The 15,328-nt window shown below is 62.7% G+C and carries 9 protein-coding genes; 3 read left to right on the plus strand and 6 right to left on the minus strand.

The annotated features are described in order from the left end of the window. Nucleotides 1-34: 34 nt before the first annotated feature. Together MTP16_RS15180 and MTP16_RS15185 are read right to left on the minus strand one after the other, a co-directional pair. Nucleotides 35-2,776: a PspC domain-containing protein gene (locus MTP16_RS15180; RefSeq protein WP_243511171.1), complete on the minus strand. Its 2,742-nt coding sequence runs from the start codon at nt 2,774-2,776 to the stop codon at nt 35-37. 62 nt (nt 2,777-2,838) lie between these two features. Continuing rightward, nucleotides 2,839-3,186 (minus strand): PadR family transcriptional regulator, encoded by a 348-nt coding sequence (locus tag MTP16_RS15185; RefSeq protein WP_243511173.1) that lies wholly within the window; start codon nt 3,184-3,186, stop codon nt 2,839-2,841. Nucleotides 3,187-3,562: 376 nt separating this feature from the next. On the opposite strand from MTP16_RS15185, the gene MTP16_RS15190 reads away from it, so the two are divergent. Beyond that, a complete protein-coding gene (locus tag MTP16_RS15190; RefSeq protein ID WP_243511175.1) occupies nt 3,563-4,693 on the plus strand; it encodes a putative type IX sorting system protein PorV2 in 1,131 nt (376 codons plus the stop codon). Between the two features lie 78 nt (nt 4,694-4,771). Beyond that, nucleotides 4,772-10,009, plus strand: coding sequence for a putative type IX secretion system sortase PorU2 (porU2, locus tag MTP16_RS15195; RefSeq protein ID WP_243511176.1), 5,238 nt, complete (start codon nt 4,772-4,774; stop codon nt 10,007-10,009). Between the two features lie 87 nt (nt 10,010-10,096). On the opposite strand, the gene MTP16_RS15200 is transcribed toward porU2, so the two are convergent. The 3 genes from MTP16_RS15200 to MTP16_RS15210 form a co-directional block, all read right to left on the minus strand. After that, nucleotides 10,097-10,585, minus strand: a complete 489-nt coding sequence (locus MTP16_RS15200) for a dihydrofolate reductase (protein ID WP_243511178.1) — start codon at nt 10,583-10,585, stop codon at nt 10,097-10,099. Between the two features lie 161 nt (nt 10,586-10,746). Then, on the minus strand, nt 10,747-11,682 hold the full coding sequence (gene fmt, locus MTP16_RS15205) for a methionyl-tRNA formyltransferase (RefSeq protein WP_243511181.1): 936 nt from the start codon (nt 11,680-11,682) through the stop codon (nt 10,747-10,749). Between the two features lie 92 nt (nt 11,683-11,774). Further along, entirely contained in the window at nt 11,775-13,001 is a 1,227-nt protein-coding gene (locus MTP16_RS15210) for an exo-beta-N-acetylmuramidase NamZ family protein (RefSeq protein WP_243511183.1), read from the minus strand. 109 nt (nt 13,002-13,110) lie between these two features. Here MTP16_RS15210 and MTP16_RS15215 point away from each other — a divergent pair, with 109 nt between their 5' ends. Continuing rightward, nucleotides 13,111-14,334 carry an ABC transporter permease gene (locus MTP16_RS15215; RefSeq protein ID WP_243511185.1) on the plus strand — a complete coding sequence of 408 codons (1,224 nt, stop codon included), beginning with the start codon at nt 13,111-13,113 and terminating at the stop codon, nt 14,332-14,334. A gap of 186 nt (nt 14,335-14,520) precedes the next feature. Here the strand turns inward: MTP16_RS15215 and MTP16_RS15220 are convergent, their stop codons facing one another. Then, nucleotides 14,521-15,207 (minus strand): peptidoglycan DD-metalloendopeptidase family protein, encoded by a 687-nt coding sequence (locus tag MTP16_RS15220; protein ID WP_243511187.1) that lies wholly within the window; start codon nt 15,205-15,207, stop codon nt 14,521-14,523. Between the last annotated feature and the right edge of the window lie 121 nt (nt 15,208-15,328).

The following is a 15,328-nucleotide window of genomic DNA, read 5'->3' on the forward strand; positions in this document are numbered from 1 at the left end:
TCGGGGTACACGTTCTGTCAGCCCAGGCAGCTTTTTACAGCCGCTTCACGCTGGAAGGGCCAGTCGAGTCGAGGTCCACGTTCTTAGGCTTGCCGCTGTAGGCAATTTCGCTGGCGCCCACGGCTTCACCCTTGATGCGGTCCGACACGTTGAGGCGGGCCTTGCACACGCCGGCCACGTCCACGGTGGCGGTGCGGGTGGCGAGGTTGGCGGCGGCCAGCTCGCAGGCGCCGGCGGCGTCGAGGTCGAGCACATCGGCGCGGCCGGTGGCGGTGGTGCGGCAAGCACCGGCTTGCTGCACTTTCAGGGTACCATAGTCGCCGTTGAGGCGCAGGTGGCTGGCGCCGGCCTGCTCCACACGCAGCTCCTCCTGGCGCTCGAAGCCGCCGAGGTCGGCCTGCACCGAGCCGGCCAGCTCAATGCGCTCAATGCTGGGCAGCTCGATGACGATGAGTACCTTCTTGTCGCTGTTGTTCCACTTGCCGCCAAACAGCGACGTGTTATTGCGCGACTTGATTTGCAGCTCGTCGCCGTCGCGCTCCATGCGGATGTCGCTGAGCACGCCCTCGCTGCTGCCAGCGGCCTCCACCTTGTAGTTGTCGCCGCGGCGCACCACCACGCGGTAGCCGCCCACCACGCTCACGCGGTTGAAGCCGCTCTCCTCGAAGCTGCGGCGGCTGCTGCCATAGCTGTTCAGGTCGGTGTCGAAGGAAGGGGCACCGCCGTAGTTGAGCGAGATGCCTTCCTTGTTGTCGCCGTCTTCGTCGTTGCTATCGCCCTCGTCGGAGCTGCTGTCGTCGGTGTTGATGTCGACATTCACGTCGGAGTCAGAATCCTCCGTTTGCAGCTCCACGCCCATGTCTTCGTCGGTGCAGCCAATGCACTCCAGCTTGTTGCCGCGCAGGCGGTAGCGGTGCGTTTCGGGGTCTTCGGGGCGGTGGTTGTTGGCGAAGTCTTCATCGCGGAGCAGGTCGTAGGCGAAGTCGCGGCCCAGGCGGAAGGTGCGGTCGCGGGGCAGGCGCAGGGTCACGGTCAGCTCCTGACGGCGGTACTTGGCGTCGGGCAGGAAGGAGAAATGGTCGTCGAGCACCAGCGAAGAGTCGCCGCTGGTCCGGATGGTGTAGTCGATGGTGGTGAGGGCGTTGCGGCGGGCTGCTTCTTCGCTGGCGCCGTGGGCGCCCATGGTACGCAGCACTTCCACCGTCTTGCCGCTATCCACGCCCACAATGCGCAGTTCCACGTGCTGCTCCCACTGGCGGTCGACGTGGCGGCGGTCCAGCATGATTACCGGCGTCGTGAGCTTGGGGTAGCGCTCCGACTGCTCCACCGTGGTTTCGTACTGAAATTCACGGCTTTGCTGGGCAATGGCGGCCACCAGGCCCACAATGCTCAGCAGCCACAGGCCCAGCAGCGACAGGCTCACCGTGCGCGGCATGAGGGAGCGGCGGAACAGCAGGTTCAGCCCGCCCAGCAGCAGCGACAACGAGGGAATGCCAAGGGCCAGGAATCCGGCCAGAATTCCCCAGGAGGGCACGCCATTCAGCATCACGTGCGCCGGTGCATCGCCCAACACAATGTTTTGCGAATGGGGCAGTAGGCCAATGCCCACGCCCAGTGCGATGGCCAAGCCCACCAGCAGGCTAAATCCGGTAATAGTCAAAACAATGCCGGCAAAAATTCGAATGGCCGAGCCCACGAAGTTCACGGCCGGGCGCAGGTTGCGGGCCGCATCTTCCACGAAGGCGCCCACGGGCCGGTTTGTCGTCACGGGTCCCTCGGCAAACGCGTTGTTGCGGGCGCTGCTGTCGAAGCTTTCCAGCGTGATGTCGTCGCCGCGCATGCGCAGCTTGTCCGAGACCGTTTTGGCCTCGGGCAAGACTATCCAGAGAATGATGTAGAGCATGAGCGTGAAGCCCCCGGCAAACAAGCCGGCCAGCAGTAGCACCCGCACCAGCGTCACGTCGATGTTGAAGTAGGCGCCCAGGCCTGCGGCCACGCCGGCGATTTTAGCCGTGCCGGTGTCGCGGAAGAGCTTGCGGCCGGCCAGCGGGCCTTGGTTCAGCATGGCATCGGTGGGGGCGGGGGCGTCGTAGCGCTTGGGCAGCAAAATCCAGAGGATGACGTAGGCCAGGAACGCCCAGCCGCCGAACTGGAAGTGGAAGTCGCCGTCGTGGAAATTGAGGGCCCCAAACAAGCCGGGCAAGATGAACACCAGGGCCAGCCAGCCCAGGCGCACCCACACCGGGTTCACGGCGAAGTACTGGGCCATGCCCGCGGCCACGCCGGCTATTTTGCGGTGGGCCATGTCGCGGTACAGGCGCTTGGGCTCGGCAGGGGCGGCGTCGGCAGACGTGGCGCCGGGGCCGAAAGCACCTTCGGGGCCAAAAGGACCCTTGCGGCCAAACGTACCCTCGGGGCCGAAGGGCCCTTTGGTGCCAAACGCACCCTCGGGACCAAACGCGCTGGCGCTGCTGGCGGTGGCGGTTTCTTCCACGTCCTCGGCGTCGAGGTCGTCGGTGGCGAAGTCGCTCACGCGGCCCATCTTGGCCACCATGGCGTTCACGTCGTCGAGGGTGATGACCTGCTGCATGGGCGAGAGGCGCACCGAAAACAGCTCGGCAATGCGGCCCTCGATGTCGGTCACGATGTCTTCGTGGCCGCGGTAGTTGGCGAAGTGCGCCTTCACCTCGGCCAGGTAGCGGCTGAGCACCTCAAAACCGTCTTCCTCGATGTGGAAGATGATGCCTTGCAGGTTGATGCTGATGTTCTTTTTCATGATAAATGGCTGAAAAACGGCCGTTTAATGCGGTGAGTGGGGAAGGAAAAAGAAGGTTGAAATCAGGCGGCGGGCTTGGAGGGGGCGCTGTGCCGGATGATGCCGACCGAGGTGGCCATTTCCTCCCAGGTGTCGCGCAGCTCGTCGAGGAACTGGCGGCCGGTGTCGGTTAGGGTGTAGTATTTGCGGGGCGGGCCGCTGGTGCTTTCCTTCCACACATAGTCCAGAAGGGCGGCGTTTTTGAGGCGGGTGAGCAGCGGGTAGAGCGTGCCCTCCACCACTATCATGCGGGCCGAAGTCAGCTCCTCCAGCATGTCGGAGGCGTAGGCTTCGCCGCGGGCGATGATTTCCAGGATGCAGAACTCAAGGATGCCCTTGCGCATCTGAACCTGGGTGTTCTCGAGTTTCATGGGCGTTGCGAATTACTAGTGGGTGAGAAACAGTACAAATGTATGGTAGGTACTTTGTAACGCAAGGTACTGGATGAATAATTCACTACTTGCCCGAATAATATTTTATTAGTGACTGATTGTCAGCAATAAAATTTTTGTTAAATTTTGATGTCGCCATGTTTGCGGCGCTGCCAATAAGCCAAAGTCTTGGGCAAAACCAGCAGGGGAGAAGCCGGGCACCGGCGCTGCGCGGGGGCCAGCCATGGCCTGCGGCGCGCCTTATAGCGGCCCGGCCGGCGCGAACGGCGTATTGGCCCGAAATTCGCGGGCCCTGACGCACTATAATGGAGTAACTTGCGTTGCCACGGCGCCAAACCTTCACTTACCTTCTTATATGTCCCAACTTTCCTCTGCCGCCCGCGGGCTGCTGGCACTCGGAGCTTCGGTGGCGCTGGCGCTGCCCGCCGCCGCCCAAACCAAAACGCCCAAGTACAGCAACGAATTTCTCAACCTGGGCGTGGGGGCCCGCGCCCTGGGCATGGGCAAAGTGCAGGTGAGCCTGGCCAACGACGCCACTGCCGGCTACTGGAACCCCGCCGGCCTCACCAACCAAACCCACAAGTACGACGGCGTGCTGATGCACTCCGAGCTGTTTTCGGGCATCGTGAAGAACGATTACGCGGCCTTCTCCATGCCGCTCGACAGCAAAAGCGCCATCGGCGTGAGCGTGATGCGCCTGGGCGTCGACAACATTGCCGATACCCGCGCCCTGCTTGACGAGTACGGCGGCATCAACTACGACAGAATCACCTATTTCTCGGTGGCCGACTACGCCCTGCTGCTTTCCTACGCCCGCAAGATTGAGAAGGTGGAGGGTTTGAGCGTGGGAGCCAATGCTAAAGTCATTTACCGCAACATCGGCAGCTTTGCCAACGGCTACGGCTTCGGCATCGATGCCGGCGTGCAGTACAACCACAAGGGCTGGAACCTGGGTTTGATGGCGCGCGACATCACCACTACCTTCACGCAGTGGAGCATCAACGCCGCCGAGTACCAGAAGGGCATCAACAACACAACGGCCAACGGCGTGGATGCCATTCCGACCAATAGCGCCGAAATCACGCTGCCGCGCTTCGTGCTGGGCGTGGGCCGCCGCGTAGAACTGCCCAAGCAGTTTTCGGCCCTGCTGGCCGCTGATTTGGAAACCACCACCGACGGCAACCGCGGCACCCTGATTTCGAGTAGCACCGTGAGCGTGGACCCGCGCGCGGGCCTGGAGCTGGGTTACAAAAACCTGGTGTATTTGCGCGGCGGCGTGGGCAACTACCAGAAAATCCAAAGCTTCACCAAAAACGCGGGCGGCGGCTACGACAGCGACTGGAAAGGCCAGTACAGCCTTGGGGCGGGGGCGGCCATCAGCGGCCTGCGCGTCGATTTGGCGCTCTCGCGCCTCGCCGTGGAGAAGCTGGGCAGCACGTCGCAAACCAACTCGCTGATTGTATCGCTGGGCTACGGCTTCAAATAAGCCGGCCCGGGGCTACCAACGCACGGGTTTCGCGTACACGCGCCGTAACTATAAATTCTCTGTCAATTGAATATTATTATGAGTAAAAATTACTTGCAGTCGTTGCAGCAGCTAGCTTTGGCGCTGCTGGTGCTGTGCCTGGGGCTGGGCTGGGGCCCGGCGCGGGCCCAGTCGGGGCCGGTGGGCAATGAATGGATTGTGCGGGGCCAGACCTACTACAAAATCAAAATTGTCAAGGACGGCCTCTACAAGCTCGATTACCAGTACCTGACGCAGGCCGGCATTTCGGGTGTGGCCCCCAACCAGCTGCAAATCTGGCGGCGCGGCAAAGAGGTGGCCACCTACGTGGGCGGCAACCCGACCACCCTGGACCCCACCTCGTTCATTGAGTTCTACGCCCTGCGCAACGACGGCCGCCTCGACACCGAGCTGTATAAGCAGGCCGCGGACCAAACCCACCCTTACTACAGCTTCTACACCGACACGGCCAGCTACTTCCTTACTTGGACGCCCGGCACCACGGCCCGGCACATGGCGCAGCCCGTGGCTGCCGGCGGCACGGTGCACCCGCACCGCTTGCACACCCAGCTGAATGTTAAAACGGAGCGCTACATTGAAACGCCTAAGAATCCGGGGGATTATTTGCCCTGGATAGAGTCAGGCGAAGGCTTTTTCGGGACCGGAACTCAGAGGCCCAACGCCGATTCGCTGGTGCGGGCGGTGGCTACCACCGGGCCCAATCCGACGGTAGAGGTGTGCTTATTCGCCCCGGGCGATGTGACCAATGGTGGAATCCCCTTCCCCCATGCGGTTGAAATCTTGGTGAAGGTGGGGGGAGGTGCCGAACGGACCTTGGGCGTGATGCGCTGGTCCGGGCGCCGCCGGTACCGGCAGACCTTCACCCTGCAACGCTCCGATGTCGTCAACGGAATTGTGGGGATATACCACCACTTGGATGCGTCGGCCGTGGCCGGCGACAACTATTACATGGGCTATATCCGCTACGTGGTGCCCCAGGCCAACCGGTGGTTTCGCAACCGGCACAGCGTGACCTTCCAAAACGATTCGACCCTGGCCGGACCGGCCACTTATGAGTTTGAAACGGATTCGATTCCGGCCACGGCGGTGGGCTTCGACGTGCACGACCTCTACAACGTGCAGCGGGTGGTGAGCACCACCACTGGCACCCGGCGGCGCTTCGTGTTTCCCAACGCCAACACCAGCGCCACGCATACCCTGCTGCTGGCCGAGGAAAGCGCGGCTGCGCGGCCCCCGCTGCCGCCCCAGCGGATAAACTTCCGCGTCATCGACGCGGCCCAGCCCAACTTCATCATCATCACCCACCGGCAATTGATGCGGCCGGGCCCGGGCACGCAGAACGCGGCCCTGTCCTACGCCTCTTACCGCGCCAACCCCCGCACGGCCGGCCTGACGCGCTACGACACGCTCATGGTGACCTCGCACCAGCTCTACGACCAGTTCACCTACGGCGACCGGTCGTGGCTGGCCCTGCGCCACTTCGCGCGCTGGATTTCGGCGGCCAACACCCCAGGCCGCTCCCGTTACCTGTTGTTGCTGGGCAAAGGCCTGCAGCCCTCCGCGGGCGGAACGTCGGGTACCATCCACAACCCGGCGCTGCTGCCGCGGGTGCTGGGCGAGCAAGGGCTGGATTTGGTGCCCACTTCTTCCCGGTCGGTGTCGGACAACATGCTGACGGCCGACTACGCCAACAACAATTTCACGGCCCAGCTCATCACGGGCCGCCTCACGGCCACCACCCCGACCCAGGTCATGAACTATCTGGAAAAGCTGGGGGATTACGAGCGGGCCGGCGACCAACCCTGGCGCAAAAACGTGTTGCACCTGGCAGGCGGAACTCAGCCGCGAGAGTTTACGGATTTCCGTGACTACTTGAACAAATACAAGACGTACGTGGAGCAGCCTTTGTTTGGCGGCAGAGTGGTAGACCTAATTGAGCGGACCACTGTGAACGTTGTGGGCAGCCCTTCGCTGCTGGTGCCGGCTGACATTTCCTCCTATCTCACCACGGGGCTGGGACTGATTAGCTACTTTGGGCACGGCTCGCCCACCGCGTTCAGCCTGGAGTTCGGCACGCCCGATTCGAACCCCAACTACAACAACCCGGGCAAGTACCCGGTCATCATGATTGATGGCTGCGCCTCGGCTAATTTGTTTCAGGGAAATTTCCCCACGTATTTCGAAAGCTGGCTTTTTTCGGCCCGCAAAGGCGCAATCGGGTGCATGGGCACTACGGGTGAAGGGTACGATGGCTACCTCGACATTTCCAAAGACCAGCTCACCCGTCTGCTTTTCAACGACCCTGCTTGGTACGGGAAAGCCGTTCCGGCTGTGTACAACGAAACTGTGCGCCGCCTGCAAGGCCCCGGCGGAACATTCTTAGCCAGCGACCCTATAGCGGTGGAGCAGATGCTGAGCACCATGTGGCACGGCGACCCGGCCGTGTCGCTGTACGCGCCGCCGTTGCCGGACTTGCAGGTGAGCAACGCCACGCTGTCCATCCGGCCGGTGGCGCCGGCCCTCACCGTCACGGCGGCGTCCCCCGCTTTTTCATTGATGATTGGGGTGAGCAACCCGCTCAAAGTCACGACGGACTCGGTCGAAATCCGGGTGACGCGGAAGATAAGCGGTAATACCATCAGCACCACCACCCGCACCTTCCCGCAAGCGCCGCAGGGCAGTGCTACTTACGACTTCCGCCTGACCAACCCCACGGCGACCAACGTATTCGGTGTGAATACTTTCGAGGTAGAAATCGACTACCGCAACCGCGTGACGGAGACGAGCGAGACCAACAACACCGCCCAAATCAGCTACACGTTCCTGCGCGGCGGCGTCACCACCCTCAACCCGGTGGAATTCGCTATTGTGGGCAACAACCGGCCCCGCCTGGTGGCCCAAACCAACGACCCGCTGGGCGCCTCCCGCGGCTACGAGTTCGAAGCCGACACCAGTGCTTCCTTCAACAGCGGCCCCGGCACCAAGCAAGTATCGGGTACGGTGACGGCCACGCTCACGCCCAGCTGGCGCCCCACGCTGCCCAACGTAGCCGGGCGCGACAGCGTGGTGTGGTACTGGCGCGTGCGTTTCCAGACGCCGGCCGGCGACGAAGACGCTAACTGGGTGGTAAGCTCCTTCCGCATCATTCAGGGCCGCACGGCGGGCGGATGGTCGCAAAGTCACTTTGCCCAGTTCCGGCGCGACCAGCGCCAGGGAGTGGAAGTGGCCCCCTCCGGCCGTTGGGATTTCAGCACGCAAAACCAGCCGTTGGTGCTGCGCACGCGTGGCGGCGGCCTGCCAGGCGCGGCGCCCACTTTCTCGAACACCGGCTTCGGCATTCTGACCAACGTGCTCACCCCGCCGCTGGTGTCCAACTGCGGCATTGCCGCCCCCAACCTGCTCATTGCCGTGTACGACCAGCGCACGCTGCAGCCCGTGAGCGGACTGCCGGCACCGGCCACCTGCGGCCAGTCGCCGCAAGGGTTCTACACGTTCGGGGCCAACCCGGTGACCAGCGCGGCCGACACGCTCAACACCTTGAACAGCAGCACTGCCCGCCAGGCACAGCTGGCCACCTTCCTGGCCGCTGTGCCCGATGGGGCCTATGTGGCCGTGGTGAGCATGAACCGCCTGCGCTGGCCCAGCCTGACCACCGTGCGCACGGCGTTCAGCACCCTGCTGGGCTCGCAGCTAGTGAACCAGCTGCAGAACGGCGACCCCTTTGCCCTGCTGGCGCAGAAGCGCACCAACGGCGGCCGCCTCATCCGTGAAACGGGCCCCAGCACCGCCACCGGCGCCGCGCCGCGCTACAGCCAGGCCATCAGCCTCACCGATACGCTGCGCACGCCCACCACGCGGGGCACCATCACGTCGGTGCGCATCGGCCCGGCCCAAAGCTGGCAAAACCTCTACCATTGGATTCAGCGCGGGCCGAATGCCACGAGCAGCTACACGCTCAAAGTGATTGGCATCGACACGCTCAACCGCAGCACTGTGCTGGAAAGCAACGTGCCGGCCGGTTCGCCCAGCCGGGGTGGTCTTTCGCTAAGCCGGTACTCAGCCGCCCAGTATCCCTACATGCAGCTGGAGCTGACCATGCAGGACAGCGTGAACCGCAATGCGCCGCAGCTTAAGGAGTGGTTCATTACGTACCAGGGCGTCCCGGAAGGCGTGGTGCGCCGCGATTTGGCGACGCCCAGCAATGCATATGACCCTGCCACGCTCACCGCGCAGGCCGGCGGCAATGGCGCGCTGACCTTCCCGGTGGTGTTTGAGAACGTGAGCCCCTTCGATTTTGGCACGCCGCTGCGGGCCAAAGTAGAGCTGCGAAACCAGGATACCGGCGTCTCACTGCCGCCCGTGTACGTGACGGCGCCGCGCCAACTCAAGGGCGACTCGACCATTCGCATTCCGGTGACTTTTCCCATGACGGGCCGGTTTGGCAACTTCGTTACCAAGGTGACCGTGAACCCCACGCCGCGCCCCCTGCCCGAGGTCAACCTGTTCAACAACGAACTGAACCTGGCGGCCTTTGGGGTGATTGACAACAACGTGCCGCCCACGCTGGACGTGGCCATCGACGGCCGCCACATCCTCAACGGCGAGTTGGTGTCGTCGCGGCCGGTCATCCAGATTCAACTGAACGACGAAGACAAGCTGCGCCACATCACCGACCGCTCGGCCTTCACGGTCTCGTTGCTGCGCCCCGGGCAGGTGGGCCTGCCCACCCCCGTTGACCTGAACGGCAGCAATGTGGATTTTTCGGTAGATGCAACCAAGGGCAGCGTGGCCAAGCTCACCTTCGAGCCCGGCAAGGCCGCCCCGCTCACCGATGGCATGTACACGCTGCGCGTGCAGGGCCGCGACCCCAGCAACTCCGCCGCGGGCTCGCAGGATTTCCAAGTGAAGTTCGAGGTGGTGAGTACTTCGCAGATTTCCAACGTGTACCCGTATCCGAACCCTGTGGTGGGCAAGGCGCGCTTTATCTTCACGCTGACCGGCGACCAGTTGCCCAACAACATGAAAATCCAGATTATGAGCCTCACCGGCCGGGTGGTGCGCGAGATTTTCATGAGCGAGCTGGGCCCGCTGCACATCGGCAACAACATCTCGGAGTACGCCTGGGACGGCACCGATACCTACGGCGACCGCCTCGCCAACGGTACCTATCTCTATCGCGTGGCCCTCGACGACCCGAATGGCCAGTTCAAGCACCGCGCCACCACCGGCGATAAAGCCTTTAAAAACGACTGGGGCAAGCTGGTGCTCATGCGGTAAAATGGTAAATGAATAAATGAGTAAGGGGGACGTTCGACGGCAAGCAGCCATTGAACGTCCCCCTTACTCATTTATTCATTTACCATTTTACCGCCGCCGCAGCGTTACGAAGCTGAAGGCGTAGGCGTGTTGCTCGTCGGGTTCGTGGCGCTCGCGGGTCTCTTCGCGCCACTCGGTGGGGCTGAGCGTGGGAAAAAAGGCGTCTCCCTCAAAGCTATGGTGCACTTCGGTGAGGTAGATGACGTCGGCGGCGGGCATGGCCTCTTTGTAGATTTCGCCGCCGCCAATGACGCACACTTCCTCGTCCAGCTCGCGGGCCCGGTCTAGGGCGGCCAGTACCGAGGCCGCGGTTTCGCAGCCGGGGGCCGACCAGCCGGCCTGGCGCGTTATCACGATGTTGGGCCGCTTGGGCAGGGCCTTACCCAGGCTATCGAAGGTGCGCCGGCCCATCACCACCGGGTGGCCCAGAGTAAGGCGTTTGAAATGCTGCAAATCGGCAGGCAAGCGGCCCCAGGGCAGTTCGCCCTTCGCGCCAATCACGCCGTTTTCAGCCACGGCGACAACGAATGAAACCATTGGGTTTTCTACGTAAAAATTGAGAAGTACACTGTTAAAAAGAACGGTCATGCTGAGCGCAGCCGAAGGTCTCTCTACTCTGCATGAGTAAGTCAATTGCTATTGCGGTAGAGAGACCTTCGGCTGCGCTCAGCATGACCGTTCTTATATGATTATGCTACTTACGCCGGTAGCTTGAAGCCGCGCAGCAACTCGGCCACCGGCATCCGCTTTTTGCCTTCCAACTGCACGTCCAGCAAGTCCAGCCACGCGTCGGCGGCGGCCACGCGCAGGTAGTGGCGGCCGTCTGAAGCCCAGGTGCCCGGCGCACCAAGTGGCTGCCCGGCCGCGTCGGCAGTAAGGGCCTGGGCACGGAAAATTTTCAACAGGCGGCCGTCGGGCAGCGCAGCGAAGGCCGTGGGAATGGGGGAGAGGCCCCGCACCCAGTTCACCAACTCAGCGGCGGGCTTGCTGAAATCGAGCCGGCCGGTTTCCTTTTGCAGCTTGGGGGCCGGGCGGAGGTCGGGGCGCTGCTCCTGCGGGGTGCTGGGCGCGGTGCCGGCCGCAATGGCTTCGACGGAGCGGCGGGCCAAGCCGGCGCCCACGGTTTTGAGCTTGTCGTAGAGGCTGCCGAAATCGTCGTCGGGCGCGATGGGCACACGCTGCTGCAAAATCAGGTCGCCGGTGTCGATTTCGTGGCGCAGGAAAAACGAGGTAACACCCGTTTCCTGGTCGCCGTGCATCAGAGCCCAGTTGATGGGGGCCGCGCCGCGGTACTGCGGCAGCAGCGAGGCGTGGATGTTGATGGAGCCCAGGCGCGGCATGTTCCAAACGGCCTCGGGCAACATGCGGAAGGCCACCACTACCTGCAAATCGGCCCCGTAGCGTTGAAGCTCGGCCTGAAACTCGGGCGATTTCAGGTTGGTGGGCTGGAGCACGGGCAGGCCGTGGGCTTCGGCGGCCTGCTTCACGGCCGAAGCCTGCAGCTGGCGGCCGCGCCCGGCGGGCCGGTCGGGCGCCGTGACGACGGCTACCACTTGGCCGCCGGGCCAGGCCAGCAGGCTTTCGAGGGTGGGCACGGCAAAATCGGGCGTGCCCATGAAGATGATGTTCAGCATGAAATAGTGCTTGGTTGTTGGTGCATGGTGCTTGGTAGTATTATATGCGCTTAGTGCCAGGCACCATGCACCAACAACCAAGCACCAAAAAATTACCGCTCCGGATACAGCAAATACTTCTTGCGCAGCGCCTTGAACTTCAGGAGACCGGGCTGCCAGGAGGCGCGAATTTCGGCCTCCGACTTCCCTGCCATAACCTGCTCGCGCAAGGTCTTGGTACCAGACAGCTCTTCGAAGTACTTGCCGAAGAAGTGCGCCTTGTCGGTGCTCTGCTGGTAGAAGTCGAGCAGGTATTTTAGCACCAGGCCGCCGCCTTCGCGGGTGGGTGCGTCGGCTAAGTTCAGGCCGTAGCAGAGCTGCCCCTTCATGGGCGGCGTGGGCGAACCCGCATTGGGCGCGGGCGTGAAGGAGTAGGGCCGCGTGGCGGGCTGCGCGGGGCTGCCAATCACCTCAAAGGGCGTGGCCGTACCGCGGCCTACGCTCACGTTGGTGCCTTCAAACAGGCAGATGCTGGGGTACAGCGCCACGGCGTGGTCGGTGGGCAGGTTGGGGGAGGGGCGCACGGGCAGGTGGTAGGCCGTGGCGTGGGTGTAGCCACGGGCCACGGGCACCACCGTGAGCTGGCAGCGCAGGCCGCCGGTCAGCCATTTTTCGCCGTTTATCATCTGGGCCAGCTCGCCTACGGTGAGGCCGTGGGCAATGGGCAGCGGGTCGAGGCCGACGAAGGATTTGTGCGCGGGCTCCAGCATGGGGCCGTCCACGAGGTCGCCGTTGGGGTTGGGGCGGTCGAGCACGACGACGGGCTTTTTCAGCTCGGCGGCGGCCTCCATCACGTAGTGTAGGGTGCTGATGAACGTGTAGAAGCGTGCGCCCACGTCCTGAATATCAAACACCAGCACATCGACATCGGCCAGCATCTCGGGCGTGGGCTTTTTGGTTTTGCCGTACACCGAGCGCACCGGGGCGCCGCTGCGGGCGTCGCGCCCGTCCTTGATGGTAGCCCCGTCGGCCTCCTCGCCCCGGAAGCCGTGCTCGGGCGCGAAAATGGCCGTGATGTTTACCCCGCGCGCTTTCAGGGTATCAACCAGGTAGGTGGCGCCCACGCGGGACGTTTGGTTCACCACCAGGCCCACGCGCTTGCCTTTGAGCTGCGGCAGGTATTTTTCCAGCTGCTCGGCCCCGACGACGGTGCCCGTGGGGGCGGTAGCGGCTGGGGGCGCGGCGGCTGGCGGCGTACCACTCGTGGCCGGGGGCGTGGTGGCGCAGGCCGGCAGGGCCAGCAGGCACGAGAGAACAAATTTTGCGGGTAAGCCTACCATAAAGTCAGCGAAAAAGACTGGGAAAAAGAAGCGTAAAACGACCAGGCTCCGTAATGCGAACGAGAAACGTGGCCGGTACCCGTTCAAAACGTAGCTTTACGGTCGAATAATGAATGTCGCCCGCTACATTTCGCACAAGATTGACGGGGGAGCCGATTCCGGCTCCTTCACTTCGTCGGTCACAAAAATAGCCATCATCAGCATTGCCATGGGCTTGGCGGTGATGGTAGTGTCGTTTGCCATTCTGCAGGGCTTCCGCAACGAGATTCAAAATAAAATATTCTCGTTTGGCGCGCACATGCAGATTTCGCGCTACGACACCAACAACTCGCTCGAAGTGGCACCCATTGCCGGGCCGCGGCTGGTGCAGGAGCTGCACCAGTTTCCGGAGGTGAAATCGACGCAGCCCTACGCCGTGAAAACGGCCATCATCAAAACCAAGGAAGAGGTGCTGGGCGTGGTGCTCAAAGGCATTGCCGAAACCGACGGCCTCTCGCCCATGCGCCAAAACCTGGTGGCCGGTAAGTTCCTCAGCTTCCCCGACACGACGGCCAGCGAAGACGTGCTGATTTCGCGCAAGGTGGCGGACAAGCTGCGCCTAGCCGTGGGCGACAAAGCCCTGTTCTACTTCATTCAGAATCCGCCTCGCATCCGTCAGTTTCGCGTCAGCGGCATCTATTCCACGGGCCTGGATGAGTTTGACGAAGTGTACGTCATCGGCGACATTCGCCAGATTCGCGCGCTGAACTCGCCGGCCTGGCCCGACTCGCTGGTGGGCGGCATGGAGGTAGTGCTCAAGGACTTCAACACCCTGGATAAGACCGAGGAAAAGTTTCTGGAGAGCCTGCCCTACGACCTGAAAATCGACAAAATCACCGACCAGTACGCCCAGCTGTTCGACTGGTTGCAGCTGCTCAACCGCAACGTCATCATCTTTCTGCTGCTCATCATCTTCGTGGCCACGTTCAACATGGTGGCCACGATATTTATCATGATTCTGGAGCGAACCAACATGATTGGCGTCCTCAAAGCCCTGGGAGCAACCGACACCCAGATTCGGCGCATGTTTTTCTTCCGGGGTCTTTCGCTCACGGTGCGGGGCATGCTCATCGGCAACATCATTGCCGTAGGTTTTTGCGCCATCCAGTATTTCTTCCACGTCATCCCGCTCGACCCCGAAAACTACTACATGGACCGGGTGCCCATTTCCTGGGACCCCCGGATGTTGATTATTCTCAACGTGGCCACCTTCGTCGCCTCGCTGCTCGCCGTGCTCATTCCCACGTATCTGATTTCGCGGATTAAGCCGGTGGTGGCCATTAAATTCGACTGACCACGGATTCGCTCGGATTTTTCAGATTCCACGGATTTTGTGGACGGCGTGAACCGCACAGAGATGGTAATTAATCGAACGCAAAAAGGCCGCTCATCGAGCGGCCTTTTCTGTTAAGAATAGCGGCAGATAATCGTCCACAAAATCCGTGGAATCCGAAAAATCCGAGCGAATCCGTGGTCAGGTTTAGACATACCGGCACTGCAGCACCAGATTTGGGTCGGGGCACAGGGCTGCCCACGTTTCCCGCTCGCTGGGGCGGGCCACGCCGGGGAAGTCACCCACGTGGCCCCGCAGGTCGGCCATGAGCTGAAAGTGAAGGTGAGGTGGCCAGTCGCCGTTTTCGGGGAAGGGGCCCACGGTGGCGAAGGCTTCGCCTTGGGCGATGGCCTGACCCGTGCGCAACACCCGCCACTCGGCGCGGCTCAGGTGACCGTAGAGGCTGTAGAAAACGGTTCCTTCCAGTTCGTGCTGCAGGATGACGGTGGGGCCGTAGTCGCCGAAGTTGTCGTTATCGGCCAGGCTGTGCACGGTGGCGGGCAGGGGCGCCAGCACGGGCGTGCCGGCGGGCAGCCACACGTCCACGCCCAGGTGCAGGGAGCGGGGCTCGTCGGCGGCGATGAGGCCGAAATGGGGGCTGCGGCGGTAGATGACGCGGTTTTCGAGGTAGCCGCCAATGCCAATGCTGGCGTTTTGCAGGGCCAGCTCGGCTTCGACCAACTGCTCGAAAGCGGCGGTGTCGCGCAGGTCGGCGGAAGCCAGGCGCGGGTTGTGGGCGGTGAAGTCGAGGCGGGCCACGTGGGGGCCGTTGAGGTCGACGGGCAGGACGGGACCGAAGGTGGCCTGATGACGCAGCAGGAGGGAGGAAAGCACCGGAAAAGCGAGAAGAAGAGGTGAAGTAGCAGCCAAAGCCGCAAGTTACCTTTGCGGCACAAGCTACGGCCGGCTTGTTACCCGACGGCCGTTTTTTCGTACCATCCGAGACCATGCCGGG

It is taken from the genome of Hymenobacter monticola, assembly GCF_022811645.1.
GTDB classification, from domain to species: Bacteria; Bacteroidota; Bacteroidia; order Cytophagales; family Hymenobacteraceae; genus Hymenobacter; species Hymenobacter monticola.